Source organism: Rarobacter incanus (assembly GCF_006715765.1).
GTDB lineage: Bacteria > Actinomycetota > Actinomycetes > Actinomycetales > Cellulomonadaceae > Rarobacter > Rarobacter incanus.
Genome location: NZ_VFNV01000001.1, coordinates 46,774 through 61,163 on the forward strand (window position 1 = coordinate 46,774; position 14,390 = coordinate 61,163).

The window sequence follows — 14,390 nt, forward strand, 5'->3', positions numbered from 1 at the left end:
CTGGTCAAGGTCCAACAAAATCCTGCTAGCAATGCTGGCGAGGGGAGAGTGAACTACATGGACGCGCTCAATACGGGCAACACCGCATGGATGCTCACATCAGCGAGTTTAGTGCTGCTCATGACGCCAGGCCTGGCCTTCTTCTATGGTGGCATGGTCCGCAGCAAGTCAGTCTTGAACATCATGATGATGTCGTTTGGCGCGATGGGCGTCGTCGGTATCATCTACGTGCTGTGGGGCTATTCGATGTCCTTCGGCTCCGACATCGCCGGAATCTTCGGTAACCCAGCGGACTTCTTCGGCCTCAAGGGCATGGACGACAACGCGAACGCTCTGTTCTCGTTCGAAGACTCTGGGGTTCCCGCTTACGTGTGGGTAGCCTTCCAGGCCACCTTCGCCATCATCACCGTCGCACTGATTTCGGGTTCCATCCCGGAGCGGGTGAAGTTCGGTTCGTGGATGGTGTTCGTTGCAGCATGGGTAACGTTCGTCTACTTCCCCATGGCACACATGGTCTGGGGCGGCGGCCTGCTCACCAAGGGCCCCTCGACCCCGCTGGACTTCGCTGGAGGTACCGTCGTTCACATTAACGCCGGTGTCGCCGGTTTGATACTCGCGCTCATCATAGGCAAGCGCAAGGGCTTCGGTAAGGAGCCGATGCGCCCGCACAACCTGCCGTTCGTCATGCTGGGTGCCGCGCTTCTGTGGTTCGGCTGGTTCGGATTCAACGCCGGTTCGGCCGGTGCCGCTAATGACCAGGCGGGCCTTGCCTGGATCACGACTACGGTTGCGACCGCTGCCGCCATGGTCGGATGGCTCGCAACCGAGAAGATCCGTGACGGCCACGCCACTTCGCTGGGCGCCGCATCGGGTATCGTCGCCGGTCTGGTCGCAATCACCCCGGCCGCGGGATTCGTTTCGCCTGTCGGTTCGATTTTCATCGGCCTCATCGCCGGTGTCGTGTGCGCCCTTGCGGTGGGCCTCAAGTACAAGCTCGGCTATGACGACTCGCTCGACGTGGTCGGCGTCCACCTCGTCGGTGGTCTGTGGGGAACCCTTTCCGTAGGATTCTTCGCAACGGCCGACGACCTGTGGGAGGGTTCGAAGGCGGGGCTGTTCTACGGCGGCGGCCTGACACAGCTAGCAACCCAGGCGATTATCGCTATCGCAGCCATCGCCTTCTCGGCAGTGGTGACCGCTATCATCGGCTACATCATCAAGGCCACAATGGGATGGCGTGTAAGCGAAGAAGTCGAGGTCGGCGGCATTGACCTCGCGGTCCACGGTGAGTCGGCCTACGAGAACATCTCGTCCGGTCGCATTGTCTCGGAGGTGAAGTAATGAAACTAGTGACTGGGATTATCCAGCCGCACCGGCTCGACGACGTCAAGTCCGCCCTCGAAGCGGCAGGCGTGCGCGGCATGACGGTCTCGGAAGCCAGCGGCTACGGCCGCCAGAAGGGGCACACCGAGGTGTACCGCGGTGCCGAATACACGGTCGATTTGGTTCCGAAGATCCGCATCGAGGTGCTGGTCGATGACGAGGATGCCAACGCGGTTACGGACGTCATCGTCAAGGCGGCACAAACCGGAAAGATCGGCGATGGCAAGGTCTGGACGGCTTCGGTCGAAGACGTTGCCCGCGTCCGGACCGGGGAGCGCGGAGAACAGGCTCTCTGAGCCCAACGCTCGCAGGTCAAAGCAGAACAGTTCGTCAATACCGTGGGGGGAAGAGTTAGGTCATGAACCGGATTGAAACCCCCGGTAGTGATGAGCCTGAGGCCCTGCACACCGATGGTGTGCAGGGCCTCAGGGCTGCGATGCTGGATGCGGCGTGGCGCATCACCCGCGAAGGGACGGCCGGGCCCGACAACCACAGTGTTGGCGAGCGACGCCGTTCCCACCTGGTCGCATTGGTCACAGGTCGCCTGCAAGAGCTTTGGGATAAGGCGCTCGAGGGGGAATCCGCGCAGGGGATAGCCCTCGCGGCCGTTGGCTCCCTGGGGCGCGGCGACCTTGGCCCGGTTTCAGATTTGGACCTTGTCTTAGTGCATGACGGGCGCGCCCACGGCTCCGACGCCCTGCAAAGCATCGCGGAACGCCTCTGGTACCCACTGTGGGACGAAGGCATCGATCTAGATCACTCGGTGCGCACCTACGCGCAGTGCCGCAACGTTGCCAGCAAGGACGTGCCAGCCGCCGTCGGAATGTTGGACGTGCGCGCGATCGCTGGCGATCGAGTGGTAGTGCATCGGGCCAGTTCCGACGTGCTCAGCGACTGGCGTTCATCGGCGCGCCGCAGGCTCCCCGACCTGTTGGCCTCGATTAAGACGCGCGCGGAGCAGTTTGGCGAACTCGCCTACCTGATCGAACCCAATCTCAAGGAAGCCCGCGGCGGAATCCGGGACGCGGTTGTCCTAGACGCGCTCGCGGCCACCTGGCTCACCGACCGCCCGCACGGCGCCGTTGACCATGCGCGCGGGGTGCTTCTCGACGCGCGCGACATGGTGCAACTAGTGACGAAACGGCACACCAACCAGCTTCTGCTCGCCGACCTTGACGAGGTCGCAGAATTATCCGGGTACCCCGACTCCGACGACTTCTTGGCGACATTGGCAGAAGCCGGCCGTGAGGTCAGCTACGCGCTGGATTCGACAATCAGGCGCGCTCGGCAGGCCCTGCAACGACCGTCGCCGATCGCGAGACCGTTCATCATCAGGGGGCGGCGCTCTGCCCCGCGACTGCGTGCAGTTGCGGACGGCCTTGTCGAGCACGACGGGGAACTCGTCCTTGCGATCGATGCCAAACCGGAGGGCGACCCGCTGCTGCCGTTGCGGGCGGCGGCGACGGCGGTGCGAACGGGGCTGGTGATGTCGCCTGTCTCGGTGGCGAGCCTCGCGAAGTGCCCGCCATTGCCGACCCCGTGGCCCAAGCAAGCCCGCACCTACCTACTGTCTTTGCTGGCCGCGGGGCCGTCGCAGATTCCGGTATGGGAAGCGTTGGACCTGGCGGGCGTCGTCACGCGGTGGATACCGCAATGGGAGGGAATCCGCAACCGGCCGCAACGGGCGGCGGCGCACAGGCATACGGTGGATCGGCACATCATCGAGGTGGTCTCGCGTTGTCACGGGCGTGAACCGGACGGCGGCAAGCCAGAGGTGTTGCTGCTGTCCGCGCTGCTCCACGACATCGGCAAGCGCGCTGGGGCACAGGATCATTCGGTGACCGGAGCCGAACTGGTGGGACCGATCCTGGAACGCATGGGGTTCGAGCCAGACGTGCGCGAGGATGTCGAACGGATCGTGCGGCATCACTTGACGCTGTCCAGGCTGGCGCTCGGGGCGGATCCCGACGATCCGCAGACGGTCCGGGAGTTGGTTGCGGCAATCGACGGACGAGTTTTTCTCCTGCGAGTGCTGCGCGAACTGACGGAGGCGGATTCTTCTTCGCTCGGCAAGCAGGGGTGGACCGCGTGGCGCGCCCGCCTGGTAGATGATCTGGTCGCGCGCGCGCAGCGCGCTATCGAGCTGGGAACCGGTACCCTGTAACCAGACTGTTGCGCGCCTGCGGGCGCGCTTTCTTCTGGAAGTACGGCTGAAGGAATCCATTCGTGTTTGCCACATTGTCCGACCGTCTCACCTCGACGTTCAAGAACCTGCGCAACAAGGGACGTCTCAGCGAAGCTGACATAGACGCCACCGTCCGCCAGATCCGGCGCGCGCTCTTGGATGCTGACGTCGCCGTTCCCGTCGTGCGCGAATTCACCGGTCGCGTGCGCGAACGCGCGCTTTCCGCGGAGGTATCGGGTGCGCTGAACCCGGCCCAACAGGTCGTGAAGATCGTCAACGACGAGTTGATCTCGATCCTGGGTGGAAGCGCGCGTCCGCTCAGCTTCGCGAAGGTCCCCCCGACGGTCATCATGCTCGCGGGCTTGCAGGGTGCGGGCAAGACCACGTTGGCTGGCAAGCTAGCGCTGCACCTGCGCGAGCAAGGGCACACTCCGCTGCTCGTGGCGGCCGACCTGCAGCGTCCCAATGCCGTCACGCAGCTTTCGGTGGTTGGCGAGCGCGCGGGCGTTCCCGTATATGCGCCGCACCCGGGCGTCGCGTCCGAGCTGGAGGTCCCGACCGGTGACCCGGTGCAGGTCGCTATCGACGGCGTTGCCGAGGCGCGCGCGAAGGTGCACGATGTCGTAATTATTGACACCGCCGGCCGGCTCGGCGTTGACGGGGAATTGATGGCGCAGGCGGCCGACATCCGCGCGGCCACCAACCCCGACGAGGTTTTGTTCGTCATCGACGCGATGATCGGTCAGGACGCGGTGACGACCGCGAAGGCGTTCCTGGACGGGGTCGATTTCACCGGCGTCGTCCTGTCCAAGCTCGATGGCGATGCGCGCGGCGGCGCCGCCCTGTCGGTCGCATCGGTTACGGGTCGGCCGATCATGTTCGCGTCGACCGGCGAACAACTGCGGGACTTCGAGGCGTTCTATCCCGATCGCATGGCGTCGCGCATTTTGGACATGGGTGACATCCTCACCCTCATTGAGCAGGCCGAGAAGGCGTTCGATGCCGAGCAGGCCGCCTCGATGGCGAAGAAGATCGTCTCCGGCGACGGCTTCACCCTCGAGGATTTCCTGGTGCAGATGCAGCAACTGCGCAAGCTCGGGTCGATGAAGAAGATGCTCGGCATGCTTCCCGGAATGGGACAGATGCGTGAAGCGATCGATAACTTCGACGAACGTGAGGTCGACCGCGTCGAGGCGATCGTGCGGTCCATGACGCCGATGGAGCGCGCCAACCCGAAGATCCTCAACGGATCGCGCAAGGCGCGCGTGGCTCGCGGCTCGGGCGTCACCCCGGCAGAGGTGAACCAGCTTCTAGTCCGCTTCGAAAGCGCGCAAAAGATGATGAAGCACATGGGAAAGACCGGCGGACTGCCCGGAATGGGCGGCATGCCGGGCATGGGGTCGCTGCCGGGATCGGGCAAGCGGGCGGGCGCGCGCGCGGCGGGCGGCGCAAAGAAAAACAAGGCCGCCCAGCGCAAGGCGTCCGTGCAGGCGATGAAGGCGCGTAAGGCGGCGCTTGCCGCGAGCGAAGAATCCGCCCAGCGGCCCAATGGCAGCGCCTTCGGGATCAACCAGCGGGCGGATGCGACCACCAACGTCGACGACCTCAACATCGATCTCAGCAAGTACTTGGGCAAGTAGCGTGGCAGTACTGCACCTGACCGGAACGATCGCCCTCGGCGATGGCGAGGAGGTTGGGCAGGCCTGGGTGGTCGGTGATCGGCTCACCTTGCAGCGGCCGGCAGGCATCCCGGATGCCACGGCGGCCGGGTTCTTCTTTCCGGGTTTGGCCGATGCGCACTGCCACATCGGGCTCGGCCCAGGTGGGGCGGTGGATCGCGCCGAGTCGCTGCAGCAGGCGATCGCCGATCGCAGCGCGGGGGTCTTGGCGATTCGCGATGCGGGTTCGCCCGCCGATACCAGGTGGCTGGATGAGGATACGCGGATGCCCCGCATTATCCGCGCGGGTCGGCACCTGGCGCTCCCGAAGCGGTACCTGCGCCACTACGCGCGCGAACTCGCCTCATCCACGCAGCTTCCGCAAGCGATGGCAGATGAGGCCAGTCGCGCCGATGGGTGGGTGAAGCTGGTCGGTGACTGGATCGACAGGTCCATGGGCGCTCGCGCCGACTTGCGGCCGCTGTGGGGCGGCGATGACCTGGTTGCTGGGGTGGATGCGGCACACGCGCTCGGCGCGCGGGTGACAGTGCACACTTTCGCCGCCGCAACCATTGCGGACCTGCTGGCGGCGAGTGTCGATTGCATCGAACATGGCACCGGGCTGCGCGAGGCCGATCTGCCCGTTCTCACCCAGCGTGGCATCGCGGTGACTCCCACCATGTTGCAAATCGCGCAGTTCGACCGGATCGCGGCACAGGGGGAGCTGAAGTACCCGGTCTTTTCCGCTCACATGCGCGCCATGCACGCGCGACGCTACGATCACGTGCGCATGCTCTACGATGCCGGGGTCGCGCTGCTGGTCGGCACTGACGCGGGGGGAACCATCGGGCACGGGCGAATTGCCGACGAGTGCTCCGAGCTCGTGCGAGCGGGCATACCAGCGCAGCAGGTGGTGGCCATGGCGAGCTGGCGCACCCGGGCCTTCATCGGGGCGCCCGCGGTCGCGGAATCGGCCCGTGCGGACCTGGTGGGATACGACCGGGACCCGCGTCGCGACATAGGGGTGCTGAGATCGCCAAAGTACGTCATCGCGGCGGGCACCGTGGTCGGGCCGGGACCGGCGCGCGGAGCGTAATCGGGTTCAGCGCCGAATCATCCCACGGGGCCGCACCCGGTCGTGTTTGCGGGCTTGCATCCTTGCCCACAAGCCTGGCATAATTTACCGCTGTACTCGGCATGCCCGACCCCTCTCATCGGTGCGTTGCTGTGTCCCGAACTCGCCGAGCGGTGGCCCCACCACCTGCGACCGCCATGTTCACCTCACATAGAACCAGGAGAGACCACACAAGTGGCCACCAAAATTCGTTTGAAGCGCCTCGGTAAGATCCGGGCACCCTACTACCGTGTCGTTGTTGCGGACTCACGCGCCAAGCGCGATGGCCGCGTCATCGAAGAGATCGGCAAGTACCACCCCACCGAGGAACCGTCGCTGATCGACATCGACTCCGAGCGTGCGCAGTACTGGCTGGGCGTCGGTGCGCAGCCGAGCGAGCCCGTTCTGGCGCTGCTCAAGGTCACGGGTGACTGGCAGAAGCACAAGGGCCTGCCGGGTACCGAAGGCACGCTGAAGGTCAAGGAAGGCGCCTACGACGCGCAGGCCGCGATCGAGAAGGCGAACGCCGAGGCCGAAAAGATCAAGGCCGACGCGAGCGCCGCCAAGGCGGCCGCTGCGGATGAGTCCGCCAGTGAAGAAGCCGCCGGGGACGAGCAGGCCTGATGCTGGCCGACGCACTCGAGCACCTAGTGCGCGGTATCGTCGATCACCCAGATGATGTCTCCGTCACCACGAAGCGCACGCAACGTTTGGAGATCCTGCAGGTTCACGTCCACCCGGACGACCTGGGACGGGTCATCGGACGTTCGGGCAGGACTGCCCGGGCGCTTCGCACCGTCATCACCGGAATCGCCCCGCGTGGGAACGTGCGCGTCGACGTCGTCGACGTGGATCGCGCCTAGAAGGTATTCATAGTTGAGCGAGGTGGCCCGGACCCGGCAGGGTTCGGGCCACCTCGCTTTGTCGCACGGCGTGCCGCACCGCGGGTCGCCCGGGTTGGAAGGACCCTCGATGGAGCTCATTGTGGCGCGCATCGATCGCGCGCAGGGACTTCGCGGAGAAGTCGCAATTACGGTTCGCACCGACGACCCGGATCGCAGATTCGTGCCCGGACGCGCGCTGCGCGTGGAGCGGGCGCCCCTCAAATCGCTTACGATCGCGGCGGCGCGCACGTACAAGGGCCGCTGGTACTTGCGATTCGACGAGGTCTCGGACCGCGATGGGGCCGAGCAACTGCGCGGTGCGGTGCTCAGCGCGGACATCGAGGCGCTCGACGACGGCGGTGACGAGGACGCCTGGTACCCCCACGAACTCATCGGGTTGCGGGTCGAACGCGTCGATGGCCGCCAGGTGGGTACCGTGACGGGACTCGAACACATGCCCGCCCAAGATTTGTTGGTGGTACGCGAGCCGGGGGGCTCGTCACTGATCCCGCTGGTACGCCAGATCGTGCCCATCGTTGATACTGCGGGCGGCCGCGTCGTTATCGATCCGCCCGGGGGGCTGCTGCACGCGGATGGAGAGGACGGGGAATCCGCTTCGTGAAAATCGACGTCATTTCGATCTTCCCGGCCTATCTGGACGCCCTCAAACTGTCGCTGGTCGGAAAGGCGCAGGAATCGGGCCTATTGGACGTCAACGTCCGCGACCTGCGGGATTGGACGACCGATCGCCACCGCACCGTCGATGACACCCCCACCGGTGGCGGCGCCGGGATGGTGATGAAACCGGACGTGTGGGGGAACGCCCTGGACGACGTGTTGCAGCGGGAGTCAACCCTGGTTATTCCTACACCGTCGGGCGAGGTCTTCACCCAAGCGCTCGCGGCGCGGTTGGCGCAGCGTCCGCACCTGGTGTTCGCGTGCGGCCGCTACGAGGGCATCGACGCGCGGGTGGCCCAGCACTATCGCGCCGCGGGAATCGCGACCGTCGAGGCGTCAATCGGAGATTATGTGCTCAACGGGGGCGAGGTGGCCGCCCTGGTGATGATCGAGGCCGTCGCGCGGCTCATACCGGGCATGGTCGGCAACCCGGAGTCGCTGGTGGAGGAGTCGCACGGGGAAGCGGGGCTGCTTGAGTATCCCGTGTATACAAAGCCGGTGTCCTGGCGCGGAATCGAGATACCCGCGCCCTTGCTCAGCGGTCACCACGCCAACATCGCCCGGTGGCGGCGCGATCGGGCGCTGGAAAAAACGGCAGCGATCCGGCCGGACATGCTCGCAGCGCTGCGCGACCGTGGCGGACTGTCGCAAACCGACGAGGCAGTCGTGCGCGCTGCGGACGAGGTTCTCCGCGCGGGCGGCGTCCCCGCGACGGAAGGCGAGGGCGGGGCCGACTTTTCATAGTCGCGGCCCTTGGGGTAGTATTTTTTGTTGGTCTGTGTCGCCTACCTGCCATGGGGGGAATCGGCGGCGCGCGGTTGGATACCCAACCGCGGATTGCGGGCCGCTTATTGATCGCGATTGCCGAGTTTCGGCCCGACCCTGTCTGACCCGTGGCAGGCAATGGAGAAAAAATGCACACCCTAGACCACGTAGACGCAGCCTCGCTGCGCACCGACATCCCCGAATTTCGCGCCGGCGACACCGTGCGTGTCAACGTGAAGGTTATCGAAGGTAACCGCTCGCGTATCCAGGCGTTCCAAGGCGTCGTTATCGCGCGCCAGGGGTCGGGCGTCCGCGAGACCTTCACCGTTCGCAAGGTCAGCTTCGCGGTTGGCGTTGAGCGGACGTTCCCGCTGCACGCGCCGACCATCGAATCGGTCGAGGTCGTCACCCGCGGTGATGTCCGTCGCGCCAAGCTCTACTACCTGCGCGAGCTGCGCGGCAAGAAGGCGAAGATCAAGGAAAAGCGCGAGTCGGTTCCCACCAAGAAGTGAGCGACTCAGTGATTGACTCGGCGGCGGACAACCAGGATGGGGGTTCGTCGCCGAGTTCGCATAGCGACGATAACGGCGCGGGCAAGGCGGCCCGTACGCCGTGGGGGCGCGCCTTCGACAGGTGGCGTTCCGAGCATCCGCAGGCGGGGCACGTCATCGACTTCGCCGTCGTCGTGGTCATCGCGCTGGTGCTCTCGTTCATCATTAAGACCTTCCTCGTGCAACCGTTCGTCATACCGAGCGAGTCGATGGAGGATACCTTTCTCGAGGGTGATCGGGTCGTCGTGTCGAAACTGTCGACATCGGTTTCGCACGTGCGCCGCGGCGACATCATCGTGTTCCGGGACACGGACGGTTGGCTCACGGAGTCCAACGAACCGACCAGCAATCCCGTCCGCAAGGGCCTGGAGATGGTCGGACTGCTGCCCGAAACCGGCACGCAATACTTGATTAAGAGAATCATCGGGGTCGGCGGCGATCGCGTCGTTTGCTGCACCGATGATGGGCGCGTGAGCGTCAATGGGACGGCCATATCCGAGACGTACCTCAAACCCGGGTCGATCCCGAGCGAGAAGGAATTCGATGTCACCGTCCCGCAAGGCAAGCTGTGGGTGATGGGCGACAACCGGCAACATTCGGGCGATTCGCGGTACCACATGGGCGACGCGGGGGGCGGATTTGTCGACGACGATCAGGTCGTCGGAACCGCGTTCGCGACGGTGTGGCCGCTCAATAGGCTCTCGTGGCACACCAACCCCGAATCGGTATTCGGCACGGTCGATGCGCAATCCGCCGCCAAATAGGGACTCCCTACCTGTACGCGCGGTGCAGCCCGCATCCGCGCAAGAGGGGCGGGGCGTTGGCTCCGCCGGCTAGGGAACGACGAGCCGCGAAGCCGGTGCGGCAGGCCACGCTCGCGGTCGAACGATCGATCGGTGCCGATTCGGTGCTCCTGGTGGGCATGGATGAGGTGGGTCGCGGGGCGCTCGCCGGTCCCGTCTGCGTCGGCGTCGTGGGCGTTTTTGATTTGCGGCGAGAGGTCCCCGCCGGGCTCACCGATTCGAAGTTGCTGTCGGCCGCCCGCAGGGCGGAACTCGTCGATCCGATCAAGGCTTGGGCCGACGTGTGGGCGATTGGGGAGGCCAGCCCCGGCGAGGTCGAACAGTGCGGGATCATCGAGGCTCTGCGCAGGGCGGGGCGACGAGCGCTCCTGGCGGTCGCGGGCGGTGGCACCTGCGCGGATGCGGTCTTGCTTGACGGCAGCCACGATTGGCTCTCGGCGCCCGCGGCGCGCCAGGACTCCCTGTGGGAAGCGGGTTTTGCCGAGCAGAGCGGCGAACCCTGGCCACCAGTGGTGCCAAGGGTGACGACTCGGGTGAAGGCGGACGTGGAATGCGCGACCGTCGCCGCCGCCTCGGTCCTTGCGAAGTGCTATCGCGATGCCCTGATGGTCGAACTTGCCCGGCAACACCCGGAGTATGGCTGGGATTCCAACGTCGGGTACGGTTCGGCGGCACACCGGGCGGCCATCGCGGCATACGGCGTCACGGATCACCACCGCGCATCGTGGTGCCGGCGGTGACGCATCGCACCGGGAAATGGTCCATGATGGATGCGTGAGTGGAGATGATCTAGAGCAGTACGAAACCGACATGGAGCTGGCCCTCTACCGCGAGTATCGCGATGTGGTGCGGCTGTTTTCCTATGTGGTCGAGACCGAGCGCCGGTTCTACCTGGCGAACGGCGTTGACCTGCAGGTTCGTTCGGCGGCCGGTGAGGTGTATTTCGAACTGCGTCTGCAAGATGCGTGGGTCTGGGACGTGTATCGCTCCAAGAGGTTTGTGAAATCGGTGCGCGTGGTCACGTTCAAGGACGTCAACGTCGAGGAATTGACCAAGACGGACATCGATATCTGACGGCGTGAAGTTATCCACAGTGGCATAGATCGACGAGTTCCCCGCCTCACTTTCTTGCAGATTTGAGTGCGTGAACCTCATACATGAAGCGCAAGCAATGCCACCGCGTTCCAGGCGGAATCTGGGACGAGGCGGGGAAGATCACGTGGCCATGTACCTTGCAGAGCGAGGGTGGGTCATCGTCGAGCGCAACTGGCGCTGTCGTTACGGCGAATTGGACATCATCGCGCTGGACGGCGCAACGCTCGTTGTCGTTGAAGTCAAGACAAGGTCATCGCTGACTTTTGGGCATCCGGCCGAGGCCGTCGATGGCCGAAAGCTCGCCCGGATACGCCGGTTGACGGGCCTGTGGCTGGCCCAAGCGGAGCATCCGGCCTACGACGCGGTCCGCATCGATGTGGCGGCAGTTATTGCCTCCAGCGATGGCCTGGCAGTGTCGATGGTTACGGTTGGGCACCGATGAGCGCCGCGCCGAGCGCGCAGACGCTCAAGGTGACCGATGCGGGCCAGCGCGGGTGGGCCCGGGCGCAATCCGTGGCGCTGGTGGGCGTTGTCGGGCACGTAATCGACATCGAGGTGCACCTGGGGTCGGGCATACCCGGCCTCACCATAGTGGGGCTACCCGATGCGTCCCTCAGCGAGGCAAAGGACCGCGTCCGGGCCGCGATGGCGAGCACCGGCGTGCCGCTTCCCCAGCGCAGAATCACGGTCAACCTCGCTCCCGCATCGCTGCCGAAGCGCGGCAGCGGATTCGACCTTGCGATAGCGCTGAGCGTCTTGATCGCCGCGGGGATGATCCAGCCGGAGGCTTTGCGGGAGGTCGTGGTGATCGGGGAGCTGGGGCTCGACGGATCGGTTCACGGCGTGCGTGGAATCCTGCCCGCGGTCGTGGCGGCCGCGAACGAGGGCATCGCAACCATTGTCGTGCCGGCCGAGAACGCGGCGGAGGCTTGCCTGGTCCCAGGTATGCGCGTGATCGGTGCGCAGTCGCTGGGCCAGGTAGCGAGCGAGCTAGGGGTCAGCGTCCCGCTGCGGGCACCGGCATCGCGAAGAACCCGCGAACACGCCGCTGGCGGACCCCAGCGCCACGGGGATATGGCGGATGTCATCGGGCAACCCGAAGCGAAGCTAGCGATTGAGGTGGCGGCGGCGGGCGGTCACAATCTGCTCATGACGGGGGAGCCCGGGGTGGGCAAGACCATGCTGGCATCGCGTTTGCCCACCCTCCTGCCTGACCTCACTGACCAGCAATCCGTGGAGGTCACCTCGATCCACTCGCTCGCCGGTGAATTCGATTCATCGGCGGGTTTGATCCGCCGCCCGCCCTTCCAGGCACCGCACCACACGGCTACCGCCGCCGCAATAGTCGGCGGGGGTTCGGGTATTCCGCGACCCGGGGCGATCTCGTTGGCACACCACGGGGTCCTATTCCTCGACGAGGCGCCGGAGTTTTCCGCGCGGGTCCTCCAGACGCTGCGGCAGCCGCTCGAGGCAGGCGAGCTTACGATCCACCGCAGCGGTGCCATCGCACGGTTTCCCGCCTCATTTCAGCTAGTCATGGCCGCAAATCCCTGCCCATGCGGCAAGCCAGGTGACCAGTGCGGATGCACGTCCCTGACCCAACGCCGCTACTTTTCACGCCTGTCGGGGCCGCTCTTGGACCGCGTGGACCTGTACACGACGCTCACGCGGGTGTCGGGGGTCCGCACCGATGTCGCGCACGAGTCCAGCCGCGTCATCGCGGCGCGGGTCGCTCGCGCGCGCGACGCTGCCGCTGAAAGGCTGCGTGGGACTCCCTGGTCCGTCAATGGGAACACCCCCGGCAGTTGGCTAAGAAGCCGGTGGAGGCCGGATCCGCGCATCACCCAGCCCCTCGATCAAGCACTGACACGGGGCCACATGTCGCTGCGCGCGGCAGACCGGGTCGTCAAGGTCGCCTGGACGCTCGCGGACCTCGACGGCGAGCAATCCCCGAATCGAGCGCACATAGCGCAGGCGGTCGCTATGCGAACGATGGGACCAGCCTGATGAACAAGCTAGTACAGGTGGAAGGGGAACGCCAGGCGCGCATGGCGTGGTCCTGCGTCGTGGAACCTGCCGAGACGGCGGCAATCGCATTTGTCGAGACCATGGGAGCGGTGGATGCGTGGTCATGGCTCGATGAGCAGGGCGGACGTCTTAGCGATGGTCGAACAAGTGAGGTGCCTAAGCGATTGCGCAAGTCCGTGCTCCGCTGGCACGCAGCGGCGTCGCATGTGACCGCGAGCAGCCTCGAGGGGCGCCTCGCCCGATGCGGTGAGGTCCGGGTGGTGATACCGGGCGATGCCGATTGGCCGGTGATCCTCGACGACTTGCAGGGCACGCGGCCGTTGGCCCTGTGGGTGCGGGGAAACGGGAACCTCGCGGAGCTCTTCGCCAGGGGAGCGTCGGTGGTGGGAGCGCGGGCGGCGAGCGCATATGGGATTGCCGCCACCACGGAAATCGTTTGCGGGCTGGCGGCGCGGGGCCACGCGATCATATCCGGCGGGGCCTATGGCATCGATGCGGCCGCGCATCGGGCGGCTCTTAGCGTCGGCGGTGGAACCGTCGCGTTCATGCCCGGGGGCGTTGATGTCGATTATCCGGCTGCCCACGGCGCGCTTTTCCGCAGGATCTGCGAGCAGGGGGGCTTGGTGATGGCCGAAATGGGGCCGTCGGCGCGCCCCTGGAAGTCGCGCTTCTTGCACCGCAATAGGCTCATCGCCGCGGCCGGCCGGGCCGCGGTGGTCATCGAAGCCGGGATTCGGTCGGGCGCCATGTCGACCGCGCGCCAGAGCGCGCTGCTGTCGCGACCCGTCGGCGCCGTGCCCGGTCCCATCACATCGCGCGTGTCCCAAGGATGCCACGAACTCATGCGCACGGGGGTCGCAACGTGCGTCTACGACGCCGACCACGTCGTCGAGATGATTGCGAGCTTGACCGCGCAGTGGGACGAAGGCCGGGCAGCGACACAGGGAACGCTGGCGATCGGAGCTTACCGCGGCCGGCCCCGGTGGTTGGAGTCCGCCGCGAGAGGCGTCGCGGCATGCGTCGAAAGCAGCGCGCACGGTGCGCGTGTGGGCGACGTAATCGCTGCGACTGGACTCGCCGCGAACACGGTGATGACCGCACTCGGAGAACTTGAGGCGGCCGGATTGGTTGCGTGGGACAAAGGCATGTGGGTGAGCACCCGGCAGTGAGATCGAGCCCGCGAAGCGGCAGGCGGACCTGTGGGCCGCCATTTTCGGAAAAAATCTCAACGATACGGCAGGTCCAC

General features: G+C 65.7%; 16 protein-coding genes. All 16 read left to right on the forward strand.

The annotated features are described in order from the left end of the window. The first annotated feature begins 57 nt into the window (after window positions 1-57). The 16 genes from FB389_RS00170 to dprA all read left to right on the forward strand — a co-directional run bounded on the left by FB389_RS00170 (window position 58) and on the right by dprA (window position 14,313). Window positions 58-1,341, forward strand: coding sequence for an ammonium transporter (locus tag FB389_RS00170; protein ID WP_142110824.1), 1,284 nt, complete (start codon window positions 58-60; stop codon window positions 1,339-1,341). Beyond that, window positions 1,341-1,679, forward strand: a complete 339-nt coding sequence (locus FB389_RS00175) for a P-II family nitrogen regulator (protein WP_142110825.1) — start codon at window positions 1,341-1,343, stop codon at window positions 1,677-1,679. Before FB389_RS00170 ends, FB389_RS00175 begins: the two co-directional genes overlap by 1 nt. Window positions 1,680-1,741: 62 nt before the next feature. Continuing rightward, complete coding sequence (locus FB389_RS00180; RefSeq protein WP_142110826.1) at window positions 1,742-3,547, forward strand: [protein-PII] uridylyltransferase family protein; 1,806 nt, start codon at window positions 1,742-1,744, stop codon at window positions 3,545-3,547. Window positions 3,548-3,609: 62 nt separating this feature from the next. Beyond that, the gene (ffh, locus tag FB389_RS00185) at window positions 3,610-5,208 is read left to right on the forward strand and encodes a signal recognition particle protein (protein ID WP_142110827.1); all 1,599 of its coding nucleotides are present in this window, start codon (window positions 3,610-3,612) and stop codon (window positions 5,206-5,208) included. A 1-nt stretch (window position 5,209) separates the two neighbouring features. Next, complete coding sequence (locus FB389_RS00190; RefSeq protein ID WP_246043443.1) at window positions 5,210-6,322, forward strand: amidohydrolase family protein; 1,113 nt, start codon at window positions 5,210-5,212, stop codon at window positions 6,320-6,322. A 213-nt stretch (window positions 6,323-6,535) separates the two neighbouring features. Next, the gene (gene rpsP / locus FB389_RS00195) at window positions 6,536-6,964 is read left to right on the forward strand and encodes a 30S ribosomal protein S16 (protein ID WP_142110829.1); all 429 of its coding nucleotides are present in this window, start codon (window positions 6,536-6,538) and stop codon (window positions 6,962-6,964) included. Then, entirely contained in the window at window positions 6,964-7,203 is a 240-nt protein-coding gene (locus tag FB389_RS00200; RefSeq protein WP_142110830.1) for an RNA-binding protein, read from the forward strand. The genes rpsP and FB389_RS00200 overlap by 1 nt, the downstream gene beginning before the upstream one ends. A gap of 109 nt (window positions 7,204-7,312) precedes the next feature. After that, window positions 7,313-7,846 carry a ribosome maturation factor RimM gene (gene rimM, locus FB389_RS00205; protein ID WP_142110831.1) on the forward strand — a complete coding sequence of 178 codons (534 nt, stop codon included), beginning with the start codon at window positions 7,313-7,315 and terminating at the stop codon, window positions 7,844-7,846. Then, complete coding sequence (gene trmD / locus FB389_RS00210; protein WP_142110832.1) at window positions 7,843-8,646, forward strand: tRNA (guanosine(37)-N1)-methyltransferase TrmD; 804 nt, start codon at window positions 7,843-7,845, stop codon at window positions 8,644-8,646. Before rimM ends, trmD begins: the two co-directional genes overlap by 4 nt. Window positions 8,647-8,816: 170 nt before the next feature. Then, window positions 8,817-9,179, forward strand: a complete 363-nt coding sequence (gene rplS / locus FB389_RS00215; RefSeq protein ID WP_142110833.1) for a 50S ribosomal protein L19 — start codon at window positions 8,817-8,819, stop codon at window positions 9,177-9,179. After that, the gene (gene lepB, locus FB389_RS00220) at window positions 9,176-9,982 is read left to right on the forward strand and encodes a signal peptidase I (RefSeq protein ID WP_246043444.1); all 807 of its coding nucleotides are present in this window, start codon (window positions 9,176-9,178) and stop codon (window positions 9,980-9,982) included. Before rplS ends, lepB begins: the two co-directional genes overlap by 4 nt. Before the next feature lie 56 nt (window positions 9,983-10,038). Then, window positions 10,039-10,761 (forward strand): ribonuclease HII, encoded by a 723-nt coding sequence (locus tag FB389_RS00225; RefSeq protein ID WP_246043445.1) that lies wholly within the window; start codon window positions 10,039-10,041, stop codon window positions 10,759-10,761. Window positions 10,762-10,795: 34 nt separating this feature from the next. Further along, entirely contained in the window at window positions 10,796-11,095 is a 300-nt protein-coding gene (locus FB389_RS00230; protein ID WP_142110834.1) for a DUF2469 domain-containing protein, read from the forward strand. 70 nt (window positions 11,096-11,165) lie between these two features. Beyond that, window positions 11,166-11,558: a YraN family protein gene (locus FB389_RS00235; protein WP_342776006.1), complete on the forward strand. Its 393-nt coding sequence runs from the start codon at window positions 11,166-11,168 to the stop codon at window positions 11,556-11,558. Beyond that, the gene (locus FB389_RS00240; RefSeq protein WP_142110835.1) at window positions 11,555-13,123 is read left to right on the forward strand and encodes a YifB family Mg chelatase-like AAA ATPase; all 1,569 of its coding nucleotides are present in this window, start codon (window positions 11,555-11,557) and stop codon (window positions 13,121-13,123) included. Before FB389_RS00235 ends, FB389_RS00240 begins: the two co-directional genes overlap by 4 nt. Continuing rightward, window positions 13,123-14,313 (forward strand): DNA-processing protein DprA, encoded by a 1,191-nt coding sequence (gene dprA / locus FB389_RS00245; protein WP_142110836.1) that lies wholly within the window; start codon window positions 13,123-13,125, stop codon window positions 14,311-14,313. Before FB389_RS00240 ends, dprA begins: the two co-directional genes overlap by 1 nt. Window positions 14,314-14,390: the final 77 nt, after the last annotated feature.

Excerpts from the sequence above, each read along its gene's own strand:
- FB389_RS00240 (WP_142110835.1), top strand. The coding sequence starts at position 11,555 with ATGAGCGCCGCGCCGAGCGCGCAGACGCTCAAGGTGACCGATGCGGGC.
- FB389_RS00175 (WP_142110825.1), top strand. The coding sequence starts at position 1,341 with ATGAAACTAGTGACTGGGATTATCCAGCCGCACCGGCTCGACGACGTC.
- FB389_RS00200 (WP_142110830.1), top strand. The coding sequence starts at position 6,964 with ATGCTGGCCGACGCACTCGAGCACCTAGTGCGCGGTATCGTCGATCAC.
- FB389_RS00180 (WP_142110826.1), top strand. The coding sequence starts at position 1,742 with ATGAACCGGATTGAAACCCCCGGTAGTGATGAGCCTGAGGCCCTGCAC.
- rimM (WP_142110831.1), top strand. The coding sequence starts at position 7,313 with ATGGAGCTCATTGTGGCGCGCATCGATCGCGCGCAGGGACTTCGCGGA.
- dprA (WP_142110836.1), top strand. The coding sequence starts at position 13,123 with ATGAACAAGCTAGTACAGGTGGAAGGGGAACGCCAGGCGCGCATGGCG.
- rplS (WP_142110833.1), top strand. The coding sequence starts at position 8,817 with ATGCACACCCTAGACCACGTAGACGCAGCCTCGCTGCGCACCGACATC.
- FB389_RS00170 (WP_142110824.1), top strand. The coding sequence starts at position 58 with ATGGACGCGCTCAATACGGGCAACACCGCATGGATGCTCACATCAGCG.